Below are 25,818 nucleotides of genomic sequence, written 5' to 3'. Positions count from 1 at the left end.
AGTGGGGGTCTTACTGCCCGTAAGACTGCGATAAATATATTCTTTCTTCTGCGAATTGTTCATTGACTGTATTGGAGTGGGTTATCATGAGTAATGAAGCTTGTTTCTTTTTGATTTCCCGTATAAAGTACTCCAAAATCATCATCTCAGTGTCTTCGTCAAGTGCAGAAGTCGGCTCATCCAGAAGATAAACATCTGCTTTAAGGAGCAGGATCCTTGCCAATGCCAGGCGCTGTTTCTCCCCGCCCGAAAGAGTTCCTGCATCTCCATGAAGCTCCTTAGTCATCTGCATATTATGTAGAGCCTGTTTAAGTATTTCATCATCACAAGGTTTCTTTCCGTTAAGCTTATAACCCATAATCAGGTTATCTTTTATTGTGCCCGGAAAAATTAATGGAACCTGTGATAGCATGATTACTTTTCTCCTATGCTGGACAGAATCGATTTCTTTCAGCGAAGTGCCTTTATAAAATATTTCACCTGAATCGGGGGTAATCATTTTGTTCAGGGTCTTCAAAAGAGTTGATTTTCCAGCACCGCTCTCTCCGGTGATGCAGGTTACTTTATCTTTTTTTATGTCAAGATGATTCACATTTATAATGTTATTAACTCTTAATTCTCTAATAGCGAACAGCAAATCTGTTGTCATATTCAGCTCCTTTTTCAGTTTCCTTATACCCTCTAGCTTATCCCCTTAATCACAAAAGTTTGCCATGGTTTTAAAATATTCCATATAAAAAAAACGCACAGATTAAAAATCCATGCGTTATATATAGTTGCTATTGTGCCTTTAAATTCTTCAGAATGTTCCATACGAAAATTAAAATGCCGCCAGCCGTAATCGTAGCTCCAACAGCAGTACCAGGAAGAAAAGCATTATTTTCTGTAACCAGGACTAGGGACAGTGACAGCATCATGATTGGCAGGCCGATATTATGAAGCCAAAAATGCCATTTCCCGGCTTTCCCTTCTGCAAGAGCAGGAAACATGTAGTATAGAATACCTGCCAGAGTCAAGGACGTCCACCCGAGTAAATTAATATGGACATGAACAGGACCTAATAGGTAAGAATGAGTACTCGACATATAATACCCCAGCAGAATTCCCACAGCAAAGTATACGGATGAAATCTTAATCATAGTAATGCCCATTGAACCCCTCCCCTAAAATCATCCTAAAGCACTAATAAAATATGAGCATTTAGAATCATTTAGAACAGAGGACTTGTTCCTCTTCCCAACTTTTTCACCATCATTATGGTTAATTTACAAAGGGTTTCTATTCAAAGGAGAATAGAGACTATTATTCTTCATACATCATTTTCCTTGTCATGCCTCCATCCACTGTAATATTTTCACCTGTTATAAAGTCGTTCTCCGGATGGGCTAAAAATAGGCAGGTCCTTGCAATGTCGCCGGGTTTTCCAACTCTGTTGGAAAAATGCTGCTTATGGTCAATCTCTCTGAGACTTTCATAATCGCCTGTTTCAATCCAGCCGGGGCTTATGCAATTAACCCTGATCCCCTTTTCAGCGAGGGTACTGGCCATCGCGTGGGTAATTGCCGCAATTCCTCCTTTTGAAGCTGAGTATGCTTCGGTTCCGCTTTCTGACATTACCGCTCTCGTAGATGAAAGATTGATAATACAGGAACCTTGTTTCATCAATTTTGCACCCTCCCTGCTGCACAGGAATACACTCCGAAGATTCGTATTGATTACCTCCTCCCACATTTCCACACTCAAATCAAAGAACGAATGAAACTTTGATATGCCTGCATTATTTATCAGGATATCTATAGCACCAAACGCCTCAAATGATTTTGTGATTAGTTCCTTAATTTCAGTTTCATTCTTAACATCTGTTTTAATGAACAGGCTGTTCATGCCCGATTGGTTGAAATGTTCTTCTAATTTTTTTCCCTTCATTTCATCAATGTCGGCAATAACAACATTGGCCTCCTTCCTCGCGAATGACTCGGCAATACTCTTGCCTATTCCGCTGGCTCCTCCTGTAACAATGACTGTTTTTCCTTTAAAATCGCTCATGCTTGCACATCCCTTCGAAATTATCTATTGCTTTTATACCCAGTTTCCTTTGTTTTCTATTCAATTACATTGCATAGACATAGCAAAGACACCTGATATGATCAAGTGTCTTTGCTATGTGCTATTTATTTAAGCTTCATTTCCTTTATCAGCTTCGGGGTGATTCTAAATATTGATAAATAACATGTCCGCCTCTCTGTGCGATTCCGCGAAAATGCTTAAAGTCTTCCCTATTTACGATGACACTGCGAAAAGGAAGAAAATCTTCTTTAGACACATGAAATTCAGAGATCATTCCATTTTTTAATTGTTCGAGCACTTCCTGAATTTGTTCATGATTCATTATCCAGAACTCCTTTTATTTCATTCTTTCTTAATCATAAATAAAGTGCTGCTAATTTTGAAGTATGAAATAGTATATTTGCATATTGATGTTTTTTCTGAATATTAAATATTTTAATGTAAAAAAAGAATTTTATCTGGTATAATATTACCAACCTAAAGAATGTAACATTTTACCTTAGCAACAGCGAATTGCAAAATTCTTTACGCATTTCAAAATATAGTGCAAACTGTTACTACCAGCGAAAGAAATGGACAAAAGGAGAGATGCTTTTTGAAGAAAGCAGAGGTTGGAAATATAATTGAATTCCGTGATGGGCTACAGGGAATTGTAGAAAAAGTAAATGAGAATTCTGTTATTGTAGATTTAACGTACATGGATAACTACCGGGATCTCGAATTAGATCAGAGAACAGTTGTCAATCATAAAAATTATAAGGTTGTCAGAGAATCAGCAGTATAAAAAAGTAAAAATGAAAGCGTATTCTTACGTCACTTTTAAAAGCAGCTTTTTTTGCTGCTTTTTTGTTTTTGCCTTTTGTCTGATCCGAACCATCGGCCACTTACGGCTTCACGCTATTTATCTCCACAGTTATGGCCTCCTGTTTAGGAGGCCGTAATTTTTATTCTTTCTCCCCTGACAGCTCTTTTAAGGACTTCACTTTTCCATGTGGATGCTGATCCTGCTTTCTAACTGTCCAGGCACGCTCTTTTTCTCTTTTTGATTTCGTCATTATACATACCTCCCTTCATATGGGCTTATGATTAGCATTTCTGCATTATTTTATCTTAGCGTTACCAAAGAAATCTTTTCCTTACTTTTTATGTTTGTTTTTTGTTAGAATAGTGTTTGGTTATTTTTTTGCTTGAAAGGAGTTAAATCAATTGAAAAATATTGCTGCAGATGTCCGTTTTATTGGCGGGCTGGTACTCGCACATCTGCTTATGTATTTTACATTTCAGGATAAATCAATTTTTTGGTATATCTTTTCTGCCTCTTTACTGCTCCTAATCAGTTACTCCATCATAATGGAAGAAGTGGAAGACAAGGCTTCTTTTGGAACATACATTACCTATGGAACTCTTTCAGGTTTTCTTTTATACGGACTATTTTGGACGGGATACAGTTTATTTGATTTGCTCAACCTCCCTTTAGTTAATCAGGTTGAACAATTATACGGCCGATTTTCACCTTCGTTTATTTGGCATTATATTGTGCTTATATTAATTATAGTTCCAGGAGAAGAGGTGTTTTGGAGAGGGTTTGTTCAAAAAAGATTAATGAAACATACGACTGTTAAGGTAAGCATCATTATATCTTCTCTCCTCTATACTTCTGTCCATTTTTATTCAGGATACTGGATGCTCGCTTTTGCAGCACTAATCGCAGGTCTCTTCTGGGGATGGCTATATGCTTGGAAAAGAAGCATTCCCTTAGTAATCGTCTCCCATCTTATTTTTGACTTGTTATTATTCGTTCTGCTCCCATTTAATTAGAATTCCACAGACTCAGAGATGATCAGACAATTCTTCATGAATTGTCTTTTTTTTTAAGCTCTTTTCTTATGAATTGATGTTATTGACCTATAATGTTGTCCATTGATTTCCGCTCCAGGCAGCTCAGCGAAACGCGGGGCAGGCGGTGAGCCTCCTCAACGCAGCGCGTCTGCGGGGTCTCACCTGTCCCGCTACTCCCGCAGGACAATGAATAAGCTCCCTTGAGTAAACACCGCACGAAGAAAATGCGCATGCATTTTCGAGGATCTCGCACCTTTCTCTCCAATCAAATCAGTAAATAATACACAAAAAGCAAACAGTCTTTTTTCAATTTTTGTTGAGTGTTGTCGATGTTTTACATAAATGGTAATGTACAAGTAAATAGGAATTTATATGTAACTCTTTTATTTCAGATACGTCTAATAATGCAAAGGCGCTGACAGACAACGGGAGGATGGAACGAGATGAAAATTTTGGCGAAATTTATGCTAATGCTAGGAGTTATAGCTTCTATCCTGGCAGGCTGCGGTACAGCTCAGGATGATTCTGGAAATGGAGCAGGATCTGGGCAAAATGAAGAAGAAACAGGTTCGGAAGGACAGGATGAACAAGAACAAAGTGAAGAAGAAGAATCATCAGAAGATGGCACAGATGGAGAAGGAAATAGTGTAATAAGAATCCTTGAGCAGAATATGACTTATACAGTTGAGGATGAAACGAAGGAAGACACAGCCTTCCTGAAACATAGTGATAATCAAAATTATTCGATGTATGTTCTCCCGGAATATGAGTTGACTGCCGAGGAACCAAATAAGGATGTATTGTACCTCTCGGAAAATGATCAGATATTCATGCGGATTGAACTCCTTCCGAATGATGCAGATTGGTATATGATTGAAGAAAACACTAAAGCACAGCTTGAAGCTGTCAGCGAAAACGTACAAACATCCAAAGCTCCTTCAGATGATTTTTACAAGAATGCTTCTGTAATGAAAGCAGAAGGAAACGGTGAGAAGGTTTCTGCCTATCTTATGAAAAATGATAATCTTTCACTTAAGCTCACCATTTTCAATAAAGAAGACGTTGACCATGAAGATGCTTTCCTTCAGATGGCGAAAACCATTATGAAAGAGAAGCCGCAAGAATAATATAAATCGAAAGAGATCCATGGAAAAGGATCTCTTTTCTTTTTTCAGGCTTTTTTCCCCTTACTTCCATCATCAAACGGCTTCATCCAAAGAAGAATAATAAAGGTCAGACTTACATATCCAAATAGCGGATATAAGTAGGATAGCAATGTCCCATAATTGATTAAACTGATAAAGTAACAAATTACAAAGATAAAGCCCACAATAATAATACTTGGTACGGAAAAGTGTTTTTTCACCTGTCTCTCAATGCCAAACACATTCCCAATAACAGATGTGAAAATCTCCCCATAGATGACAAACACAAAAATCCAATAGAACGATGATGCCAATGTCTTTACAATAGCGGCCATCGGGATATCATATGCTTCCAGATTAGGCAGCATCATCAGTGTTAAATGGCTGGAAAGCAGGATAAGTGTCAACGCGGCTCCCCCAAGATATCCTCCCCATTTAATTGTCCGGTCATCATTTATTTCAGAAGCCACAGGCACCAGGACTGCCTGCGCCAATGTTAAATTCAGGGCAGTATAAGAAAACGGAGCCACAACCGCCTTCCATCCATCTTCGGCATAGGGTATGAACAGAACCTGTTCTGCAAAATCAGGAAGCTTCATGCTTATAAACAATAAAATAAAGCTAAATGCAATCATCATCGGAACAACAAATGTATTAACAGCAAATAATCCGCGAATACCCACTATCATTGTAATGATTGTTAACCCTATCGTTAAGAGCAATCCTGCAGTCTTGCTGATGCCAATCTGTTCCTCAAACACGGCTCCTGCACCTGACAGCATAACTGCGCATACGCCAAGGAGCATAAACAGCATCAATATATTAATGGCAGTCCCAAAAAATCTTCCAAATAAATATTCATTTAATTCCTGATAGGATGCTGCCTTTATACGTGCAGAGATTCTCATTAATTTGGAGCCGAGAAAAATAAAGATATAACCGCTCATCAGTATCCCAATTAAACCGATAAAACCAAATCGGGAAAAAAACTCTACAATCTCCCTGCCAGTGGCAAAGCCCGCTCCCACCACGGTTCCCACATAAACGGCAGCGATCTGGAAAGCTGCCCCCCAATTCGTCTTCACTTAATCTCCTCCTTCCTTTCCAATATATGTAGGGTGGTACAAACAAAGACGAGCTTTTTTGCATTAAAGATAAACTGGTTATTGGATATAAATCCCAAAACAAACCACTTGAAAGTCAAAGAAGGTCAAATTATAATATTGTTATAAGGTCAAATATAGTCAAAGTCAGACCAAATTTATTAATGGAGGTATGCAGAATGCTTTGTCAAAAATGTCAATTAAAAGAAGCAAACGTACAATTAAGATTGAAAGTGAATGGAAATGAACGAAACCTTAACCTTTGCCAAAGCTGTTATCAAACTGAAAAGCAAAAAAGCCTTACTTCCTTTGGGCCTGCTTTGAGCGGCTTTTCAGGTTTTGGCCAAACGCCTTTAGAGGATTTCTTTAAAAAGATGGCATCCTCTCAAGGAAATGAAAACTACCAGCCTCTAAAAGAAGCGCCGGGACACAATCAGGGCAACGGCGGATTTATTGATCAATTCGGACGAAATCTTACACAGCTTGCAAAAGCTGGTTTAATTGACCCGGTCATTGGACGGGACGAAGAAATAAATCGTGTCACAGAAATATTAAATAGAAGAAGCAAAAATAATCCTGTCTTAATAGGTGAACCAGGAGTCGGTAAAACAGCTATTGCCGAAGGGCTGGCGATTAATATTGCCGAGGGGCGTGCCCCAAAAAAACTTCAAAATAAAGAAGTCTATTTGCTTGATGTGGCATCCCTGGTTGCAAATACAGGCATTCGCGGCCAATTTGAGGAACGCATGAAGCAGTTGATCTCAGAGCTTCAAACCCGGAAGAACATTATTCTCTTTATAGATGAAATCCATTTGCTTGTCGGAGCAGGATCAGCTGAAGGGTCGATGGATGCCGGCAATATACTAAAGCCTGCCCTTGCACGGGGTGAGCTGCAAGTTGTCGGAGCCACCACATTGAAAGAATACCGCCAGATTGAAAAGGATCCGGCGCTTGAGCGCAGATTCCAGCCTGTACAAGTAAATGAGCCGACTGCTGATGAGGCAGTTGACATCTTAATGGGGCTGAAACAAAAATATGAAGACTATCACGAAGTTTCTTTTACAGAAGATGCCATAAGAGCGTGTGTGCAGCTGTCAAGCCGCTATATTCAGGACAGGTTCCTTCCTGACAAAGCTATTGATCTAATGGATGAAGCAGGTTCAAAAATGAATCTACAGTCAGGATATATACCGGCAGAAGATATTGAAAAACAGCTGAAAGAAATCAGCAGGCAGAAAGAAATTGTCTTAAAAGAAGAAAAATATGAAGAGGCTGCAAAACTCCGTGAAGAGGAATTAAAACTCCAGCAGGCATTAAATGGAGAAAACAAGGCTGAAAGGCCAGTTATCGAAACTAGCCTTATTCAGGAGATTATTGAGAAAAAAACAGGGATTCCCGTCGGCAAATTAGCTGAAAATGAACAGGAGAAGATGCAAAACCTAGAGGAAAATCTTGCACAAAAAGTAATTGGACAGCGCGAAGCCGTACAAAAAGTTGCAAAAGCCATCCGCAGAAGCCGTGCAGGACTTAAATCCAAGCACCGTCCAATTGGATCTTTCCTATTTGTCGGGCCAACAGGTGTCGGGAAGACTGAACTAAGCAAAACACTTGCGGAGGAGCTATTCGGGTCAAAAGACAGCATGATCAGGCTTGATATGAGTGAATATATGGAAAAGCATAGCGTGTCTAAAATTATCGGCTCTCCTCCGGGATATGTAGGTCATGAAGAAGCAGGGCAGCTGACCGAGAAGGTGCGCAGAAATCCTTACAGCATTATTCTGCTTGATGAGATAGAAAAAGCACATCCAGATGTACAGCACATGTTCCTTCAAATACTGGAAGATGGACGCCTGACAGATAGCCAGGGCCGCACTGTCAGCTTTAAGGATACAGTCATTATCATGACAAGCAACGCAGGAGTTGGACAAAAAGAAGTCCATGTTGGATTTGGTGCAGCAGATGCCGTCAAAGAATCCAATATTCTGGACTCGCTCGGCAGCTTCTTTAAGCCGGAATTTCTGAACCGATTTGATAGCATTATTGAATTTAAAGCTCTGGAAAATGAGCATTTACTAAAAATTGTTGACTTAATGCTCAATGAGCTGCAGGAAACATTAAATGATCAGGAGCTTGAATTGACTATTAGCCAGGAAGTTAAGGAAAAATTAGCAGAAGACGGATACCACCCTGCTTTTGGCGCAAGGCCATTAAGAAGAATCATCCAGGATGAACTGGAAGACAAAATTGCAGATTTCATCATCGACAATGGCGGGAATAGCCAATTACAGGCTGAGCTGGAAAACGGCTTAATTGTCATTAAACCAATGCGCTAATAGGATGGAAAAGAGCCGGAGTTCATAACCGGCTCTTTTTTTTATTTTATAAACCTTTATCATTCACTGAATTCAGCCAATTCTCAATTTCACCGATAACTGACTCGACACAACCCTCTTCAAAAGGAGAAATCAATCCAGCTTCTTTAACAAGTCCAGTGAAAGGCTTGCTGCCGCCAAGCTGACATAGTTTTAAATAATCCTTCCAAGCCTCTTCCTGATTCTCCCTGGATTTTTTCCAAAACTGGAATGCACAGATTTGGGCCAATGTATAATCAATATAATAGAATGGTGAATTGTAAATATGACCCTGGCGCTGCCAGAATCCTCCGTTCTCTAAATACTCGTTGCCATCATAATCTTTATGAGGCAAGTATTTCTTCTCAATCTCTCTCCAAGCCTGTTTTCTTTCCTGCGGTGCTGCTTCCGGATTTTCATACACCCAATGCTGGAATTCATCAACTGATACGCCATAAGGCAGGAAAAGAAGTCCCCCGCTCAAGTGTGAAAACTTGTATTTTTCCGTATCCTCTTTAAAGAAGCCTTCCATCCAGGGCCATGTGAAAAATTCCATGCTCATGGAATGAATTTCAGCTGCTTCATAGGTTGGCCAGTTATATTCAGGTATTTCAAAATGACTGCTTGAATAGACCTGGAATGCATGTCCTGCTTCATGGGTAAGAACATCAATATCTCCTGAAGTCCCATTAAAATTAGAGAAAATGAATGGGGATTTATAGTTTTCAATGTAAGTGCAATAGCCGCCTCCTGCTTTTCCCTTTTTGGCTACCAGATCCATAAGATTATTTTCTCTCATGTATGAGAAAAATTCACTTGTTTCACCGGATAACTCATCATACATTTTTTGGCCATTTTCAATAATCCAGTCAGGATCTCCTTTTGGTATGGCATTACCCGTTTTAAATTCAAATCCTTCATCGTAAAATTTGAGCTTATCAACGCCAATGCGCTCTCTTTGCCTTTCCTTAAGCCTTGTGGCGATTGGAACGATGAAATCCTTCACCTGCTTGCGGAAATTTGCAACCATTTCCGCGTTATAATCTGTCCGGTACATGCGGAAGTAAGCCAGTTCAACGAAATTCTTGTATCCAAGCTTATGGGCTATCTCTGTTCTAACCCTGACAAGCTCATCATATATACGGTCAAGTTCATCTTCATTTTCAGCCAGAAAACCAAAGCGGGCCTCACTTGCTTTTTTACGCATTTCACGATCTGTAGATTGTGTAAATGGCTCCAATTGGGCAAGTGTGCGTTCTTCACCTTCAAAATCAATCTTGGCTGAAGCAATTAATTTCGTATATTCTGAAGAAAGCTTATTTTCTTTTTGCAAAAGCGGTACAATCTCTGGCGAGAACACCTTCAATTGGGCTTCTGCAAGTGCAAACAGCTGATTTCCCCAGCGCTCTTCAAGCTCTGCCCTGAACCTGGAATTAACCAAAGCCTGATAATACTTTGTAACAAACCCTTCTACTTCAGGCTGAATTTCATCCATATAATCCTGTTCTGCTTTGTAAAATTCATCATTCGTATCTACTGAATGCCGGATATAACATAGGTTGAACATGGTACCGACATCATTGCGAATATCATTAATTTCTTTCATAGCCTGATTTTGCTGTTCTGCAGAAGCTGCATCTTCGAACTTTTCAAGCGCTGCTTCAAATTGCCCCTTTATTTTCTCAAGATTCGGACGAACATATGTATAGTCTTCAAATCTCACATTACTGCCCCCTCGTGTATATGTATATCGATTTATAAACAAACCACTAAACTATTTCGACAATATTTGGATAATTCCTTCCCTAAACATATCTTATCTGCCACAAAATAAAAAACAGCCCGTCAAGGCTGTCTAAATTAATTTCCCCCATTTTTGTCATGGGAGATTGATAGTCCAAGCTTCTTTAATACCCCAATGGCTGCTGCTTTTTCTTCTGAAGTCAGCTCGTTCATAAGTGAATGTATATGTTTTTCATGATCAGGAAAAATATTTTCAATAAATGCTTTTCCCTCATCTGTAATTTGCGCAAAGGTAACTCTTCTGTCCGTCGGGCATGCTACCCTTTTTAACAGGCCTTTCTGCTCAAGCTTGTCCACTACATATGTGATGCTCCCGCTGGCCAATAGTATTTTCCCGCCGATCTGCTGCAGAGGCTGGTCACCTTTATGATACAGAAGCTCCAAAACTGCAAATTCAGTTGGATTTACTCCGTAAGTTTGTATTCGTTTATTTACATTTTCATTAATAGCCCGGTATGCCCTGGACAGGACGATAAATAATTTCAACGATTGGTCAATTTGTTCAGACCCCATTTTATCCAATCCCTTTACCTTTTATTGAGTAGCGTTTACATCAATCAATTCTCAATCATTATAGAAAACAGTAAGAAAGCTGTCAATTTAACAAATCAGGATCATTTGCCGGCTGTAACCTCCCAATTGCAGTTCAGTGTCGGGATTACCTTTCCCTTTTCAGAAAAATAGCCGGCAAGCAATTCAGTCATATCGGTTAATATTTCTTTCACCACGGGTTTGTCCTTGAACATATAATATCCTCCGCCTCCTGCAGCCCGGTAATTGTTCATTACTGCATGGTACTCGCCATCCTCCCTGATAGGATGTCCCTTAAAAAGAAGCTCGGTGATCCGGCTGTCCTTTGGGCGGGACACATCTATTTTATATTCAATTCCTTCCCACATGTCGTAATTATAATGCTGTGGCTTCGGATATGAAAATTCAGGATTCACTATAATTTCCCCATCACTGTTCAATTCAAAATAAGATGCTGACCGCTCTAAAGCATCCTTAATGTCCTTTCCGGAAATTCTTAGGACGCATAGCGAATTGGGATATATATAATTAGAAACAATTTCTCTCATCGTTACTTTAGATTTGAAACCTGGTGCTCCCTCATGAAACAGCGCCGTACAGGAAATATCAGCACCAGCAGCTTCCATTTGCACTTTATTTATGAATTCAATCAGCGGATGCTCCTTAAGGCGCGCTTCGAAAATATCGTTAATCACCATGTCTCCTTCAATTTCACCTATCACTGTATCAAGCCAATTCTGGGTTTTGGATTCATAATAACCGGCAAGCTGAAGGACCTCATAATCAGGCATAATTCCATTAGGATAAATCAGGGCAGAGTTTTTTTCATCAATCAGCCAATCATTATGTCTTTTTCTGAATTTTACTGTAACCTTTGCAAGCGCCTGGCCGTTAAATCCCGGCTGAACAATAGATACACCATTCACTTGCTCCCCTTCAATAAAACGGTGCTGATGCCCGGTTATCAGAACATCAATACCCGGGACATCTGTACAGATTCTGTAGGCTTCATTTTCTCCTGTTTGTTCTTCCGTCAGTTCACCTGTTTTTATATCCTTTTCAAAGCCCCCATGGTATGAGACGATAATCAAGTCCGGCTTTTCTTCCTCCTGGATATAGGAAACCCACCTTTTCAAGCTGACCACCGCAGATTCAAATGAAAGCTGCTCAATATGCTGCCTTTTCTCCCAATTTGGAATATACTGTGTCGTGACACCTATTACCGCAGTTTTCAAACCATTTGCAAAGGTTTTTATTTTATAAGGAAGCCCGAAATAAGTTTCTTTTGTTGAATTGAATAAGATATTAGCCGAAAGCCAAGGAAAATTTGATTCACTGACCGCTCTTGCAAGTGTACTCTTTCCATAGTTAAATTCGTGATTTCCGATAACAGCTGCATCATATTCAAGTTTATTTAAAATCTGGATCATAGGATTTTTTTGATTTTTCAGGTTTCTGGAATAATAATAAGTAAGAGGAGTTCCCTGGATCAAATCACCATTATCAATAAGAATGGATATCTCAGATTGTTCCTTTTCTCTCTTTATTAACGCTGCAAGCTTGCCCAGACCATGCTCAGCGTTTTCATCCGTTCCATAAAAATATGGATAAACATGTCCGTGGACATCACTTGTAGCTAAAATGGTGAGTAACGCTTCCGATTTCATCAAAACCCCTCCTTACATATAAAATAACATTCCTTTGAAAGAATTAAACCTCTTTTAACACATAATGGTATAATATTGTTAATGTCAGTTAGCTAAGGACAAATTAACCTAATTAATCTGGAGTTACCCTCATGAATAATCGAAACAGAAACTTCCTGCTTTATTTATTCGCAGTAATTATTCCCACTTTAGCCGGCAGCATCTTTATGTTTATGGATTCTGTTAAACAAAGTGATATGGAAAGACTCGAAGAAGCAAAATGGATTGGCTCGATACACCAAAGAAGCTGGGACCAGTTTATTTCCGAGACCGTGACCACACTTGAGATGCTTTCGCTGACTGCTGGAAGTGCTGACACACCTTCTGAAAAGCTTGAGCCACTGCTCCAAAAAGCCAATCAAATGGATCCTCGTTATGGAGGCATTTACCTTCTTGATCCCAGCGGAATGGTTCTTACAGGATCAAATCAATTCTTAGCAAACTCAGATTTATCTGAGAAGAAATATCTTAAAGAGGTATTGGTATCGAAAGATATTGTTATTTCCAATACTCCTGAAACACTGACAAATGGGCAAACAGTCGTTGGGATAGGAAAGCCGGTATTGAATGACGATGGAGATGTAATCTCTATTATTGTGGCACATATGAGAGTGGATTACGTACAAAATATTATGAGGCTCCTCACTCCTGATGCCCGGCTTTCAGTTCTTAATTCTAAAAGGGAAACAATTATGGACATCAATATGAATGGAGACTCCTCATTTTCCAGTCAAAATAGCATTACAATTCCGATTGACAGGCTGCCTTGGAGTGTAAAAGTGGAATTTCCGCCAAGAGACATGCTGAAAATTATTAAGGACGCTTTCCGGGCAATACTTGTATTAACCATTTTAATTCATATTTTATTTCTCTTCATAAAATATTTAAGGCTAAAAAAACAGGCTGAAAAAGAAAAAAAGGAAAATGAACTGCAAAAACTCGAACTGGTAGGTACTCTGGCTGCCAGCACAGCCCATGAAATCAGGAACCCTTTAACAGGAATAAAAGGCCTTATACAGCTATTGAGTGAAAAATATACGAATACACATGACCAGTATTATTTTTCGGTCATAAATGATGAGATAAGCAGAATCAATGAGATTGTCAGTGAATTTTTAATTCTGGGTAAACCCACTGCTCAAAAGATGGATGCTATGGATTTGAGAAGTGTTATAAAGGAATTAGAACCTTTAATACTTTCTGAAGCTAATTTACACAATGTCACTTTTGAATCTGTTTTTTCAGATGAACCCGTCATTGTCGATTGCACGAAAGATCAGATGAAACAGGTGATCCTGAATTTGACGAAAAACGCTTTTGAATCAATGCAGGACGGCGGAAAGCTAACGATAAAGCTAAATAAATTGCAATCCAGGTGTCAGCTTAAGATCGCGGACACAGGCTCCGGTATTCCAGAAGACAAAATAGAAAAAATATTTCATCCATTTTATACTTCAAAGGAAATGGGTACAGGTCTTGGGCTTGTGGTCTGCAGGCGCATTGTACATTCTTTTGGCGGTGAAATATTTATTACAAGCGAAGAAAAAAAGGGTACTCATGTAGATATTTTTCTGCCTATCAAAAACCCATAAAAGGGAAGGTGCATGATCCCAGGCACCTTCCCTTTTAGCTAAAATATATTGGAGAGTTTCTCTCAATTCGATCCTTTATCAACTTCATCATTACTAATAGCTGAGGATTCCTGTCCTCAGGTGCGATTTTTTTATGGAGAACGGAATACAGTGTGATATCCCTTAGCCTCAGGAATAAAGGCAGGTGTTTTTCCAGGTCACCAGGAATTTCATTCTCCAGCTGATATCCGTCCAAAAAGGATTCCAGGAATATCCTGCCAAAGATATTCACTTCTTCCGGGTCCGCCTCTATAAACTTATATAAAATTGAATAATACAGAGGAATGGCGATATCAGACGCAAACCAATGATAACAGCAGTCATCAAAATCAAACACTTGTATATCTTTTCCGTCATAAAAAAAGTTTCCGGAATGAATATCCGTATGAATAAGACCATAGTTGTTTATATGCTTTGGCAATGTGTGAAGCAGATTCAATAAATCCTTCGTATTCTTAATAATTAATTCATCTTCTTTGGGTATATATTTTTCAACAGTCAGCAGTTCTTCTTCATCCCATTGAATACGCTGTACAATGCCAGGAGAAGCAACATATGATTTTGTGGCTGCATGCATTTTCCCCACTGCTCTTCCCCATGCATGAAATAACTCCTGATTGAATTCCGTTGCACGAACACTGATTGGTTTTCCCTCTGCTTTTGAAAACACGCTTGCATAAAAGACAGAGCCATCACCAGCTTCCAGGGCTTCAACCATATTCCCATTTCGTGAAGGCATTACCTTTGGAACCTTCAAACCTTCTGATCTTAAATAACTCATCCAGTCAACTTCAGATAAAAGCTCCTCCAGCTTGCGATGTGTCGAATGGGTAATTCTCAATATTAGCTCTTCCCCATCTTTTGAAGCTTGAAAGACATAGTTTTCAAAATCACCCAGCTTTTTATAATTCACGGTATTCAAAGAATAGATACTTAAGAAATGATGGAGGAAGTTGTCCGTCATTAAAGCATCAACTGCTTTTTCCATTAGCTCCCCTGCTCTCATCTTTATTCTGAATAATTTAAATTATATAATATTTAACGGGTTTTCAAAATAGCTATTTTGATAGACTCGTGAATAAGGTACACTATATTTAGTTTTACGAAATGTTCAGAAAGAAGGAGACTTACATTATGAGTGCTACCGCTGCTACAATCAAGCCAAATTCTGATCCGCAGCAGAAAACAGCCTATCGGATATTATTCATCATTGGCCTTTGCCACCTATTGAATGATTCCATCCAATCCGTTATCCCAGCTATGTTTCCGATTTTGGAAAAGTCTATGGGGCTTACCTACTCACAGCTGGGAATGATTGCTTTTTCGTTAAATATGGTTTCTTCCATCATGCAGCCTGTCATAGGGATGGCCACTGATAAAAAACCGTTCCCTTTTGCCTTGCCAATCGGCCTCACCTCAACTTTATTTGGTGTATTAGGCCTGGCTTTTGCTCCAGATTATAAATGGATCATTCTTTCAGTTCTATTCATTGGTTTGGGTTCGGCTGTGTTCCATCCTGAAGGTTCAAGGGTAGCCTATATGGCAGCAGGCCAGCGCAGGGGTCTTGCTCAATCGATTTATCAAGTTGGCGGCAACACCGGACAGGCACTTGCTCCCATCATTACAGCCCTCATACTTGTTCCGCTGGGCCAAATAGGGGCTGCCTGGTTTACCGCAGTTGCGGCAATTGCAGTTGGACTGCTGATTTATATTGCATTCTGGTATACAGGACGTCTTCAGCAGGAACTGACCGCCACTAAACCGCGGAAAGATTCAGGTGCTCACCAAAACAAAAGAATTCCCAGAAAGGTGTGGGGAGCCCTCCTCCTGGTTCTTTTTTTGATATTTGCCCGTTCATGGTATATCTCTGGGATGACAAATTTCTATGCTTTTTATGCCATTGAGAAATATTCTTTCTCTATAAGTCAGGCACAGATCTTCTTATTTGCATTTTTAGTATCAGGTGCGCTGGGTACGTTTTTTGGCGGACCGCTCGCAGATCGGTTTGGAAAGAAACAGATTATTTTTCTTTCAATGATCCTTACTGTTCCCCTTTCCCTCCTGATTCCTTTTGTGCCTTCCGCTATTGCATTTATCATGCTGGTGGCGGGTGGATTTATACTTATGTCAAGCTTTTCTGTGACTGTTGTATACGCACAGGAACTCGTTCCCGGGAAAATCGGCACAATGGCTGGACTTACAGTAGGGCTGGCATTTGGCATGGGGGCGATAGGCTCTGTTGCTTTGGGCTATCTGGCCGACACTCTTGGACTGGCCAATATGATTATATTTACAGGGTTTCTTCCCGTTTTGGGATTGCTGACTTTATTGCTTCCGGCTGATGAAAGGGTTTCTGAGTGGAATAAATAAGAAAAGCGTAAGCGCCTTGCCCACCTAAGAAACGCAGACTAAGAACGCCACATCCTCCCAAAAGCATAAGACGAGCCCTTCAAGAAGGCGTTCTTTCCCTCTGGAAGGGATTGGCTAGCCCTTAGTCCCTAGGAGCAACAACTAGACAAGCTTGTGACCTCGAGGGGCAGGCGATTAAGCTAGACAGTTCTCTAAGTTTAAATGATTCTTTCTTATGTTTAAAAAAAGAGGAGGTGCTCCCTCCTCTTAAATTTGCTGAATTTTAATATATAGCTCTTCTTTCTCGTCTTCAGTAAGAAGATTTTCTGCCATAGGAAATAGGACGTTTTCTTCTTTAGAGAAGTGCTGTGTCAGAGTATAGTATGCATTTTTAATCAGCCCGGAGTGTTCGGCCATTTCTTCTTCAGTCAAATGCTTTTTCCCTTCCGCTGCTCCTAAAAAAGCTTTAATACAGCTTTTAGCCTGGTCATGCTCATACTCCATAACCGCGATAGGGCCTGTTCCTTTTCCAAGGTATTGTTCCATCATTCGGAAAAGCACGCCTTCCTCCCTTTCTGAGTGCGGATCCAGCTTACTGCAGAAATATCGTACATGTTCAGTTAACTTTTGAAAAAGAGCTCTGTCTGGAGATTCCTCCATTTTAATTGTGATCTGAAGCAGCTCTTCAAGCATTGCCAAAAGAGGAGGATGCTCCTCTTTCAGCTGTTTCAGCCCTTTGCTAAGCTTGATTGGTCCATTTCCCATCATGGAACTCATACAGCCTTCCATCCCTAAACCCCTCCTATCTATTATAGGTTCAGTATAAAAAATGGCAGTCAGGATTGTTGTGATGCCCATCACTTTTTGCATTTCTGAAAAATTTTCTAAAAATTTAAATAATTTTGTGCAATCTTCTCGTTTTTTGCCATATAATAAAGGTAAGTTATCTTTATATCGGCGCAGCTAAACCCTGTAAATTGTTAGGAGGGATTAAAATGCATCTGCCAACTTTCTATGATTTTTATCAAAAGTGCCTCATTCCGGCCAATTCAGAAGACTCATACCTTTCCACGGGGCACACCCATTGGCTTATCGCTCTGGAAGGACAGCTTAAAGAACAGGAAAAAGAGTTTTATTGCTGGAAAGTAACCATTTATCCATCAGATTCGGAAGGGTGCTTTTCATGGAATGAAGTACTATATTCTTCATCTCTTCATGAATGCATCCACAAAGCATTTGAACATGCCAGAGAAATTGAAGCCAATGTCAAAGATTCACAGTTCAGTTTTTTAAATAGACAAGAAAAAATCAGCTAGCCTCAAAAAAACATTCTCCTTCGCTCCATCTTTTTTTACCCTCGCATGTGAAATAACATACATATAGGTAAATTCTACTTCTAAACAAAATCCAATAATTCTTAATGCAATAAAAAAAAGAGCCTAGACAAACTAAGCTCTCCAGATTATAGGGGGTCAACTATAATAGTTCGACCACATTTAGTTTAACAAATTCTGCCTGAAAAATTAAGTTACTAAAGCACTATTACTCAAATGCATTAACGCGTCAGATTAGAAAACCTTTTTAGAATTCATAGTTTATATATACCTTGTTAACAGTTTCTTAATATTTTAAATTTATAATGTAAATGTACCGAAAGATAAAGCCTTTTTCATACCCCCCTTTTCAAAACCGGCCAATTCGATGGCCGGTTTTTGTATGATCCTGAGGGCTGATTTATGCAAGCCTGAATACTATTCCATGGCCGCCTTTCGGATATTCCCATTTAATATTCTGATACGGGCATCCTATCCTGCAGCTGCCGCACTCGTGACAACCTTCGTAACCGACCTGCATTCTTAACCCTTCCCACTTATAGACCTCAGCCGGGCAGAAAATGGTGCATATTTTATCGGGGCATTTTGTCATACAGATATCATGATCCAATACGGTAAGATGCGATTTTGTATCTGCCTTAAAACGAACTAAATATTGCTTTTCTTCGATCGTTTTCGTTGACATTATTTCACCGCCTTCCATGCCCTGTACATGTCTTGAAGCACACGAATTGTCCCGCGTTCACTGGTGAAGCTCTTCATAATTTCTTTTTGCTTTTCTTTCTTCGGAGTTCCATCAACGGTAAAAAATTTGTTCGCTGCCCTGTTCAGCATTGGAACATATTCCTTAAAATACTGCGGGTAGTGTTCAAACGTGTGAGCTGCATCTTTATATTTTTCCAGGTCCTTAATTATAAAGCTTTGATACAGTTTTTCCCTGTACTGATTCAAGCTGGTTTCGCTAAAATCACCCCGTTCCTTGGCTGCAATAATGGTCTCTGCAGCCATCGTTCCGGAAGCCATGGCCATATTGGAGCCCTCACGGTGAATGGCATTAACAAGTTGTGCCGCATCACCTGCAAGGAGAACACCATTACCGGCCACTTTCGGCACCGAATGGTATCCGCCTTCAGGAATTAAATGAGCCAGATATTCAGCGGACTCTCCCCCTTCTATTAAAGGTCTTACCATAGGGTGTGTTTTTAAATAATCCAGCAGGTCATATGGTTTAAGCTTTGCCTTGATCATGCTTGAGAGTGTTGTTCCTACACCAATATTGATACTATCTTTATTGGTGTAAATGAAAGCTGTACCGAGATTGCCTTTCGTGGAGTCCCCGAAAATTTCAATCGTACATCCCTGGTTGTCTTCCAGGTTGAAGCGGTCATTAATTTTGTCTTTAGAAAGATTAATGACTTCCATTACTGTCAGCGCCACTTCATCAGGACGGAATTCTTTATGGTAGCCAAGCTGCTTTGCCAGCAGTGAATTCACACCATCTGCCAAAACCACTACATCTGCATATATATCTCCATCCGGACGGTCTGTTCTTACCCCAACTACTTTTCCATTCTCAGTCAGACACTCAAGCACGACCGTCTCATTTATTAATAGAACGCCCTGCTCAACCCCTTTCTTTGCAAACCATTGGTCAAAAGGTGCGCGGAGCACTGTGAAATTATTATATGGCTCCTTCCCCCACTCAAGACCTTTATAGCCAAAACTTACTGCCGATTCTTTATCCATCATCCAGAATCGCTGTTCTATGACTGGCCGTTCGAGTGGTGCCTCTTTCCAAAACTCCGGAATGATTTCCTCCATTTGTTTGCGGTATAACACACCGCCCATTACATTTTTGCTGCCCGGATATTCTCCTCTTTCAATTTGCAGGACTTTTAGGCCGTTTTTAGCACAGGTGTAAGCACAGGAAGTTCCTGCAGGCCCTGCACCGACCACAATGACATCAAACTTTTCAGACATAGCTCATCTCACCCCCTCTTTCTCTTGCTTCCTTGAACTCTTTAATCAGCTTCGGAACAATTTCAAGTGCATCACCTACGATACCGTAGGTTGCTACATCGAATATAGGGGCTTGCGGATCCTTGTTAATCGCAATGATAAACTCTGAATTTTTCATGCCTACAACATGCTGAATTGCCCCTGAAATCCCAATAGCAAAATAGATCTTTGGTGTAATGGTTTCTCCTGTCTGTCCCACCTGCTGTTCATGCGGAAGCCATCCTGCCTCCACTACATCCCTTGTACCCCCTACGGTCGCTCCAATAGTGTCAGCCAGCTCATGGATCAGCTGGAAGTTTTGAAGATCACCCATTCCTTTTCCGCCTGCAACGACAACATGGGCTTCAGCTAAGTTCACTTTTTTTGTGACATCTTTCACAATTTTAATCACCTTTGTGCGCATGTCATCTTCTCTAAGGGTAATCGGTTCCTCTATAACCTCACCATGCCTATCAGGAATCGGCTCCATTGCCTTCATAACTTTAGGGCGGACAGTAGCCATCTGCGGCCGGTGTTTTTTGCATAGGATGGTTGCCATTATATTTCCGCCAAAAGCCGGGCGGCTTGCTTCAAGCAGCCTTTTTTCCACTTCGACATCCAGCATGGTTGTATCCGCTGTCAATCCAGTACTGAGATCTGTGGCAACCGCGCTGGCTAAGTCTTTACCATTGGAGGTAGCCCCATAGAGAAAAATTTCAGGTTTATATTTTTCGGCAAGATGGATAACTGCCTTCATATAAGATTCTGTCCGGTAATCCTTCATTACTTCGTGGTCAATTACATAAACCTGATCAGCACCATAGGCGATGACCTCCCGGCTTAAAGACTTAATTTCATACCCAAGCAGCATACCGGAAAGAGGCACCTCAAGTTTATCTGCCAGCTTTCTGCCGGCCCCGAGCAATTCAAGGGAAACCCCCTCAATTTTCCCATCATTTTGTTCTATGAATACCCATACTCCCCGGTACTCATCCATCATGTAAATCCCCCCTATTTATTACTGTTTGGCTGCAAAAGCTCACTTTTATCATTAAGAAGCTCCATCAGCTGCTGAATCTGTTCGTCTGCATTCCCTTCCAGCCTTTTTCCGCCTTCCGGCTTTGGAGGGGTAAACATTTTACCCACTATCGTAGGAGATCCCTTCAACCCCAGCTGTGTCCGATCCACACCTTCAAGGTCATTAACAGACCAGATAACCGGCTCATATCTGGCAGCTTTTATCATATTAGGCATAGGGGAATATTCTATGCTATTAATCTCTTTTTCAACGGTCAGCAGGCAAGGGATTTGAGCTTTAATTAATTCATATCCGTTCGTGATTTTCCTTTTGATCAGAATCGTTTTCTCACCTTCATTAACTTCAGCTACTTCGATCACATTGGTGACAGGCGGAATATCGAGCCGCCTTGCTATACCTGGTCCAACCTGGCCGGTATCTCCATCAATGGCATGCTTTCCGCATAGAATTAAATCCACAGGCATATCTTTTGAAATACGTTCTAAAGCTTTAGACAGAGCATAGCTTGTTGCCAGTGTGTCGGCACCGGCAAACGCCCGGTCAGAAATTAAAAATCCGCGGTCCGCCCCAATTTCGATACTTTTCTTAATAACTGCCACGGCCTGTGGAGGTCCCATGGATAAGACTGATATGGTGCCTTTTCCCAGGGTCTTTATAATTTTCACAGCCTCCTGCACTGCATGAGCATCATAAGGGTTCAAAATGGCAGGAGCGCTGCGCCGGTCAAGGGTATTGGTTTTGGGATTGATTTTAATGATTTTTGTATCAGGCACTTGCTTGACACACACAACTATGTGCATTTTTTACTTTCCCTCCTCTTAACTTAAAGCTTGTATGAGTATTGAGCACTTTAAGAAATAAAAAAAGCTTTGTATTACGATATATGATTCTCTAAAGAGGCATAGTACTTCTTTAATGAATTAATATGTTTATTACTAGAATTGCAGCAGACTGAAAAAAAAAAAGAACCCTTCACGGATCCTTTTTGACTTCCTTTTTATATATGCTCAATAAATATACTCAGTTATTTTAATTATACAACTGCTTTCTTCCATGATAGAATCATTTCCCTGAATGAAACTCTCATACTTTTCTTTTGTTCCTTCTCCCGTTTAATAAAGCATTGATATTCAAAAATCAATTGATCGAGTTCCTGGCTGCAGCGAACCGTTTCCTGGCTAGCCATTCCGTTTCTCCTGGCTGTTTCTATCATTTTTTCCCTTTTTTGCTGGATTTCAGTCAGCAGCTGTATTCTTTTATTGCGCAACTTTCTTCCTCCTAATCCTATCCCTTTTATCCGATATAAATGTGTCTACTTGAAGCATTATTACAAGAATTTCTATAAATGTAAATAGATTCGCAATATTAGACAATCTTTTTCCCAATTAATTTTAATCGACAATAATCTCATATCAGCCCTATTGGTTTTCGACACCTTCTGCTAATTAAAACTACTTAAACCAACAGTATTTGATAAAAAACTAGATGTAAAAAAAATCCATTTATTATATCGGAAAAATAAAAAAAACCAATGCCGGAGCAATGGGTCAACAGATTATTGATGAACTTCCTTTTCTTCATAAATTGGCACCCATCCTTCTGCAGATACAAAGATTCGGATGGCTACTACCTTTCTGTCATCCTGCAGAGTAAAATAATGACGAATGTTTTCAGGAACGGATATTAAATCGCCGGGATTCAGGAACACCTCAAAGAATTCCCCATCTTTTCCTTGTATAATAAAAACCCCGTGACCGCTGACAATAAATCTCACCTCATCGTCTGTATGATGATGTTCCCGCTGGAAATTTTGAAGAAGCTGTTCCAAATTCGGCGTATTGTCTGAAAGGGAAATGACATCCTGTGCCCTGTATCCTCTTCTTTCTGAAATATCCTTAATTTCTGCAGCAAACGTATCCAGGATTTCTTGTTTTTCATCATTGGAAAGCAAATATCTCTCCCGGAGGCTTTCAGGCAATTTATCTATTGACCATTGCTCATAAATAACCTCCTGTTTTTCCAGAAAAGAAGCAACTTCTTCCTGATTCCTGATTTCTTTTTTTGAATTTTGAAATACGATATATGCCAAACTGATCAACCCTCTCTATTAAAATTTTTTTCTGCATTATTTTGAACTATTGAATTACACTACTTTTGATAATTGTTTGGCTCTATGTTCCAGAAGCTTGAGCTGATATCGGAACAGAAATTCTGAAGCCTCCAGGATCTTTTTAGCCTCAAAAGATGTTTTGCCCCATACTGTAATTCCGTGGTTTCTAATTAAAATTGCACCTGAATCTTCATGTACATGGGAAGAAAAACACTTTGCCAGCGCAGGAATATGCGCATAATTAGGAATAATCGGAATCCTAAGGACAGCATCCTCTTCCCATTTATCAAATGCTTTAATGAGCTCTTGTCCTTTAAAGGTTACTGCCTCCTGGTCGCCATAAATTTCTGAGATGACGTTATTATCAATTGTATGTACATGGAGACTGCATTCAGCTTTTGTTCTTCTGTATATTTCCGTATGCAGAAGTGTTTCAGCGGATGGCTTTAAATGGGTTTCGCCCACCGGCCGGCCAAATTCATCCACCAGCAGAAAGTCTTCTGCAGTCCGTTTCCGCTTATCCTTTCCGCTTGCAGTTACAAGGAATTGAAGCGGGCTTGCGCTGACTTTAATAGCCAGATTTCCGCTCGTTCCCATAAACCAGTCTCTTTCCGCGAGCTCCGCTTTAATATCTGCAAGCTCATTCCATTTTTCCTCAAGTCTGCTCATACTCTCACCTCATTTAAATTTTTTAAGACTTCAATGCAATCATAGAACGTATCAAAAGAATTATGTTTAAGGTTCATTTCTTTGCTTTTCTCCAGCAGCAGGTCTCTTGCTATGACAAAGTCCGCCTGTTTTGCAGCCTCAAGGTCAGTTACAGAATCTCCGATTACCACTTTAAATGTGTCCTCATCCTCTAATTTTCTCATAATGGAAGGCTTGCAGCAGCCGCAACTATTTTCGCATTTTTCATCACAGCTATGGGGCCATAAAATTTTTATTGTTTCCCCGCTAAAATCTGAACCATTGCAGAACACTGCTTCAAAGGGTCCATACTTATCCAAAACGGGAGCTACAAAAAAGTCTATTCCCCCGCTTACTATATAAAGCGGTATACCTTTTTCTGCCAGATAATTGACAAACGGCTGGAATCCCTCTCTTATCTTTGCATTTTTTAAGGTGAAATCAGTAAGATCACTTTTCAGATTGCTTGGGAGAAGGGAAAACATCTTTCCTACTCCCTCTTTAATAGAAATTTCCTGCTGCAGGACTTGATTTTTTATCCCCTCCCATTGAGAAGGAGCAAAATGCTTCATAATATTGATGATGTTATCTTTTTCGGTAATAGTTCCATCAAAGTCGCAAAATACCGCTATTTTAGCCATTGTGTACAGCCGCCTTTTTGTATCCCCACAAATCAATTGCTTTTTTTAATTCAGGGAAGTCTGATGGAGCATCGGCTAAAGAATCTCCCTTTAAAGTTAAATCAATCGCCTGGCGGAATGCCAAACCGCCTCCTCTTGCCCCATCCGGATGCCCGTGTACGCCGCCTCCGGCATTGATGACACTGTCTATTCCGAAGTCTTCGAATAGCAATGGCACTAAACCCGGATGGATGCCGGCTGAGGGTACCGGAAAAGTTCTTTTGCAAAAATCCTTCCCAGTCAGGCTATCCGCAATTGATAATGCCTGTGTTTTTTCAAGGGCTACTGACCCATAAGGTGATGGGAAAAGAGACAAGTCTGCCCCTGCATACCTGAGCAGTTTGCCTAAAAGCAAAGGATAGGAGATCCCATAAACACTTGAAGCTGAAAGGGCTCCGCTGACTGCAGGATGTGCCATGATTGGCAGTTCAATCTCATCATCTTCCCTCAAAGCCTGCAATACATCGAGCCCATAAGAGAATACATTGAAAAGAAGAAGATCAGCCCCAAGACTGGATGCCTTTCTTGCCTTATCTCTTAATTCAAACGACCTGCCTGTTAAATTTACAGCATATAAGGTCCGATGGCCCGTTTCTTCATAAACCTGTCTCAACACCTTTTTTCCTTCCTTTATCCGCGCTTCTGACGGTGTAAGGCTGTTTTCAAATAAAATTTCATCGTCTTTTACAAGGTCTATGCCGCCCATAGCCTGTTCCCGCAGCTGTGAAGTCAAAAAATCCATATCTTTGCCGAGCACTCCTTTAAAGATGCTCATCAGAAGAGGCCTGTCATATACATTCAATTTTCCCCTTAACCCTTCAATCCCAAATCGAGGTCCGGGGAAAAAATTTTTTAGTTCATTGGAAAACTGTAAATCCAAAAGTTTAATCTTTCCGTCGAGTGACAGTTTCCCAAAGACTGTTGTTAATATTGCCGGTAAATCCGGGCTAAAATTTACAGCAGGATAGGCGATCTTAATAATTGCTGCTGTTTCCTTACTTTTTGCATCTTTTGTAAAGGTTTCAACAGAAACGACCCTGCCTTTATGCTTCGCCATCTGCTGCTTTTCAAGCTCCGGCAGATGGGTCCATGATCCCACCGTTAAACCTAATGCAATCTCCTCCGCTTTTTTCTCCGGATTATGTTTTTCATCATGTATTAGGTACACTGCAATAATTTCGCTCATGAATCTTCTTCCTTTCAATATCAAAGAATGAGAAAAATAAAAAACCTCTTCAAATAAGAAGAGGTTAGCATAGCAATCTAACATCTTCTTATCTTTCAGCTATAAGCTGCAAGATTTAGCACCGTGCTTAAGTTTAAGTCGGTTGCCGGGCTTCATAGGGCTAGTCCCTCCGCCTGCTCTTGATAAGAAAACGAAATCTATTATTCAGTTAATTTAGAAATTTAATTAGAATTATGACAGTGCTTAATACTTTTGTCAA

Annotated in this window: 27 protein-coding genes and 1 riboswitch; of the genes, 7 read left to right on the top strand and 20 right to left on the bottom strand. The window is 40.1% G+C overall.

Going from position 1 to position 25,818, the window contains the following annotated elements; genetic code table 11:
* Nucleotides 1-10 precede the first annotated feature (10 nt).
* The 4 genes from CE058_RS12245 to CE058_RS12230 all read right to left on the bottom strand — a co-directional run bounded on the left by CE058_RS12245 (nucleotide 11) and on the right by CE058_RS12230 (nucleotide 2,389).
* Nucleotides 11-649 carry an ABC transporter ATP-binding protein gene (locus tag CE058_RS12245; protein ID WP_163142945.1) on the bottom strand — a complete coding sequence of 213 codons (639 nt, stop codon included), beginning with the start codon at nucleotides 647-649 and terminating at the stop codon, nucleotides 11-13.
* A gap of 130 nt (nucleotides 650-779) precedes the next feature.
* Nucleotides 780-1,151: a cbb3-type cytochrome c oxidase subunit I gene (locus tag CE058_RS12240; RefSeq protein ID WP_163142942.1), complete on the bottom strand. Its 372-nt coding sequence runs from the start codon at nucleotides 1,149-1,151 to the stop codon at nucleotides 780-782.
* Nucleotides 1,152-1,302: 151 nt separating this feature from the next.
* Nucleotides 1,303-2,046, bottom strand: coding sequence for an SDR family NAD(P)-dependent oxidoreductase (locus CE058_RS12235; RefSeq protein ID WP_163142939.1), 744 nt, complete (start codon nucleotides 2,044-2,046; stop codon nucleotides 1,303-1,305).
* 148 nt (nucleotides 2,047-2,194) lie between these two features.
* Nucleotides 2,195-2,389 carry a hypothetical protein gene (locus tag CE058_RS12230; RefSeq protein ID WP_163142936.1) on the bottom strand — a complete coding sequence of 65 codons (195 nt, stop codon included), beginning with the start codon at nucleotides 2,387-2,389 and terminating at the stop codon, nucleotides 2,195-2,197.
* A gap of 273 nt (nucleotides 2,390-2,662) precedes the next feature.
* Here CE058_RS12230 and CE058_RS12225 point away from each other — a divergent pair, with 273 nt between their 5' ends.
* Entirely contained in the window at nucleotides 2,663-2,851 is a 189-nt protein-coding gene (locus tag CE058_RS12225) for a YkvS family protein (RefSeq protein WP_009331029.1), read from the top strand.
* A gap of 160 nt (nucleotides 2,852-3,011) precedes the next feature.
* Here CE058_RS12225 and CE058_RS25095 read toward each other — a convergent pair whose 3' ends face one another.
* On the bottom strand, nucleotides 3,012-3,122 hold the full coding sequence (locus CE058_RS25095) for a DUF6254 family protein (RefSeq protein ID WP_019381647.1): 111 nt from the start codon (nucleotides 3,120-3,122) through the stop codon (nucleotides 3,012-3,014).
* Between the two features lie 151 nt (nucleotides 3,123-3,273).
* Between CE058_RS25095 and CE058_RS12220 the strand changes: the two genes are divergently transcribed.
* Together CE058_RS12220 and CE058_RS12215 are read left to right on the top strand one after the other, a co-directional pair.
* On the top strand, nucleotides 3,274-3,885 hold the full coding sequence (locus CE058_RS12220) for a CPBP family intramembrane glutamic endopeptidase (RefSeq protein ID WP_163142933.1): 612 nt from the start codon (nucleotides 3,274-3,276) through the stop codon (nucleotides 3,883-3,885).
* A gap of 464 nt (nucleotides 3,886-4,349) precedes the next feature.
* Entirely contained in the window at nucleotides 4,350-5,033 is a 684-nt protein-coding gene (locus CE058_RS12215) for a hypothetical protein (RefSeq protein ID WP_163142932.1), read from the top strand.
* 44 nt (nucleotides 5,034-5,077) lie between these two features.
* Here CE058_RS12215 and CE058_RS12210 read toward each other — a convergent pair whose 3' ends face one another.
* On the bottom strand, nucleotides 5,078-6,136 hold the full coding sequence (locus CE058_RS12210) for a YkvI family membrane protein (protein ID WP_163142929.1): 1,059 nt from the start codon (nucleotides 6,134-6,136) through the stop codon (nucleotides 5,078-5,080).
* 197 nt (nucleotides 6,137-6,333) lie between these two features.
* Here CE058_RS12210 and CE058_RS12205 point away from each other — a divergent pair, with 197 nt between their 5' ends.
* Entirely contained in the window at nucleotides 6,334-8,487 is a 2,154-nt protein-coding gene (locus CE058_RS12205) for an ATP-dependent Clp protease ATP-binding subunit (protein WP_163142926.1), read from the top strand.
* 46 nt (nucleotides 8,488-8,533) lie between these two features.
* Here CE058_RS12205 and CE058_RS12200 read toward each other — a convergent pair whose 3' ends face one another.
* The 3 genes from CE058_RS12200 to CE058_RS12190 form a co-directional block, all read right to left on the bottom strand.
* Entirely contained in the window at nucleotides 8,534-10,228 is a 1,695-nt protein-coding gene (locus CE058_RS12200; RefSeq protein WP_163142923.1) for a M3 family oligoendopeptidase, read from the bottom strand.
* Between the two features lie 137 nt (nucleotides 10,229-10,365).
* Nucleotides 10,366-10,821, bottom strand: a complete 456-nt coding sequence (locus CE058_RS12195) for a MarR family winged helix-turn-helix transcriptional regulator (protein ID WP_163142920.1) — start codon at nucleotides 10,819-10,821, stop codon at nucleotides 10,366-10,368.
* Between the two features lie 101 nt (nucleotides 10,822-10,922).
* Complete coding sequence (locus tag CE058_RS12190; RefSeq protein WP_163142917.1) at nucleotides 10,923-12,506, bottom strand: bifunctional metallophosphatase/5'-nucleotidase; 1,584 nt, start codon at nucleotides 12,504-12,506, stop codon at nucleotides 10,923-10,925.
* Nucleotides 12,507-12,637: 131 nt separating this feature from the next.
* On the opposite strand from CE058_RS12190, the gene CE058_RS12185 reads away from it, so the two are divergent.
* The gene (locus CE058_RS12185) at nucleotides 12,638-14,137 is read left to right on the top strand and encodes a PAS domain-containing sensor histidine kinase (RefSeq protein ID WP_163142914.1); all 1,500 of its coding nucleotides are present in this window, start codon (nucleotides 12,638-12,640) and stop codon (nucleotides 14,135-14,137) included.
* Between the two features lie 34 nt (nucleotides 14,138-14,171).
* Here the strand turns inward: CE058_RS12185 and CE058_RS12180 are convergent, their stop codons facing one another.
* Nucleotides 14,172-15,164: a phosphotransferase enzyme family protein gene (locus CE058_RS12180; RefSeq protein WP_163142911.1), complete on the bottom strand. Its 993-nt coding sequence runs from the start codon at nucleotides 15,162-15,164 to the stop codon at nucleotides 14,172-14,174.
* A gap of 146 nt (nucleotides 15,165-15,310) precedes the next feature.
* Here CE058_RS12180 and CE058_RS12175 point away from each other — a divergent pair, with 146 nt between their 5' ends.
* Nucleotides 15,311-16,546: an MFS transporter gene (locus tag CE058_RS12175; RefSeq protein WP_048008068.1), complete on the top strand. Its 1,236-nt coding sequence runs from the start codon at nucleotides 15,311-15,313 to the stop codon at nucleotides 16,544-16,546.
* Nucleotides 16,547-16,792: 246 nt separating this feature from the next.
* Here the strand turns inward: CE058_RS12175 and CE058_RS12170 are convergent, their stop codons facing one another.
* Nucleotides 16,793-17,314, bottom strand: coding sequence for a hemerythrin domain-containing protein (locus CE058_RS12170; RefSeq protein WP_053071307.1), 522 nt, complete (start codon nucleotides 17,312-17,314; stop codon nucleotides 16,793-16,795).
* 206 nt (nucleotides 17,315-17,520) lie between these two features.
* Between CE058_RS12170 and CE058_RS12165 the strand changes: the two genes are divergently transcribed.
* On the top strand, nucleotides 17,521-17,841 hold the full coding sequence (locus tag CE058_RS12165) for a hypothetical protein (protein WP_048008067.1): 321 nt from the start codon (nucleotides 17,521-17,523) through the stop codon (nucleotides 17,839-17,841).
* Nucleotides 17,842-18,259: 418 nt separating this feature from the next.
* Here the strand turns inward: CE058_RS12165 and CE058_RS12160 are convergent, their stop codons facing one another.
* From CE058_RS12160 to CE058_RS12120, 9 genes are all read right to left on the bottom strand, one after another.
* Nucleotides 18,260-18,544 carry a ferredoxin family protein gene (locus tag CE058_RS12160; protein WP_019381639.1) on the bottom strand — a complete coding sequence of 95 codons (285 nt, stop codon included), beginning with the start codon at nucleotides 18,542-18,544 and terminating at the stop codon, nucleotides 18,260-18,262.
* Nucleotides 18,544-19,839: an FAD-dependent oxidoreductase gene (locus CE058_RS12155; protein ID WP_048008066.1), complete on the bottom strand. Its 1,296-nt coding sequence runs from the start codon at nucleotides 19,837-19,839 to the stop codon at nucleotides 18,544-18,546. Before CE058_RS12155 ends, CE058_RS12160 begins: the two co-directional genes overlap by 1 nt.
* The gene (locus tag CE058_RS12150) at nucleotides 19,832-20,857 is read right to left on the bottom strand and encodes an electron transfer flavoprotein subunit alpha/FixB family protein (RefSeq protein ID WP_163142908.1); all 1,026 of its coding nucleotides are present in this window, start codon (nucleotides 20,855-20,857) and stop codon (nucleotides 19,832-19,834) included. The genes CE058_RS12155 and CE058_RS12150 overlap by 8 nt, the downstream gene beginning before the upstream one ends.
* Before the next feature lie 11 nt (nucleotides 20,858-20,868).
* Entirely contained in the window at nucleotides 20,869-21,696 is an 828-nt protein-coding gene (locus CE058_RS12145; protein WP_048008064.1) for an electron transfer flavoprotein subunit beta/FixA family protein, read from the bottom strand.
* Nucleotides 21,697-21,929: 233 nt separating this feature from the next.
* Complete coding sequence (locus CE058_RS12140; RefSeq protein WP_048008063.1) at nucleotides 21,930-22,163, bottom strand: aspartyl-phosphate phosphatase Spo0E family protein; 234 nt, start codon at nucleotides 22,161-22,163, stop codon at nucleotides 21,930-21,932.
* 288 nt (nucleotides 22,164-22,451) lie between these two features.
* Nucleotides 22,452-22,985 carry a 1,2-dihydroxy-3-keto-5-methylthiopentene dioxygenase gene (locus CE058_RS12135; protein ID WP_048008062.1) on the bottom strand — a complete coding sequence of 178 codons (534 nt, stop codon included), beginning with the start codon at nucleotides 22,983-22,985 and terminating at the stop codon, nucleotides 22,452-22,454.
* 54 nt (nucleotides 22,986-23,039) lie between these two features.
* Entirely contained in the window at nucleotides 23,040-23,675 is a 636-nt protein-coding gene (locus tag CE058_RS12130; protein WP_048008061.1) for a methylthioribulose 1-phosphate dehydratase, read from the bottom strand.
* Entirely contained in the window at nucleotides 23,672-24,334 is a 663-nt protein-coding gene (locus CE058_RS12125) for a 2-hydroxy-3-keto-5-methylthiopentenyl-1-phosphate phosphatase (protein WP_048008060.1), read from the bottom strand. Before CE058_RS12125 ends, CE058_RS12130 begins: the two co-directional genes overlap by 4 nt.
* Complete coding sequence (locus tag CE058_RS12120; protein WP_163142905.1) at nucleotides 24,327-25,559, bottom strand: 2,3-diketo-5-methylthiopentyl-1-phosphate enolase; 1,233 nt, start codon at nucleotides 25,557-25,559, stop codon at nucleotides 24,327-24,329. Before CE058_RS12120 ends, CE058_RS12125 begins: the two co-directional genes overlap by 8 nt.
* 85 nt (nucleotides 25,560-25,644) lie before the next feature.
* A riboswitch (SAM riboswitch) is annotated at nucleotides 25,645-25,748 on the bottom strand.
* Between the last annotated feature and the right edge of the window lie 70 nt (nucleotides 25,749-25,818).

The sequence above is a fragment of the Bacillus sp. 22-7 genome (genome assembly GCF_010628845.1).
GTDB classification, from domain to species: Bacteria; Bacillota; Bacilli; order Bacillales; family Cytobacillaceae; genus Cytobacillus; species Cytobacillus firmus_B.
Note: the sequence above shows the minus strand (reverse complement) of the source record. Positions and strands in the feature narration are given on the sequence as shown.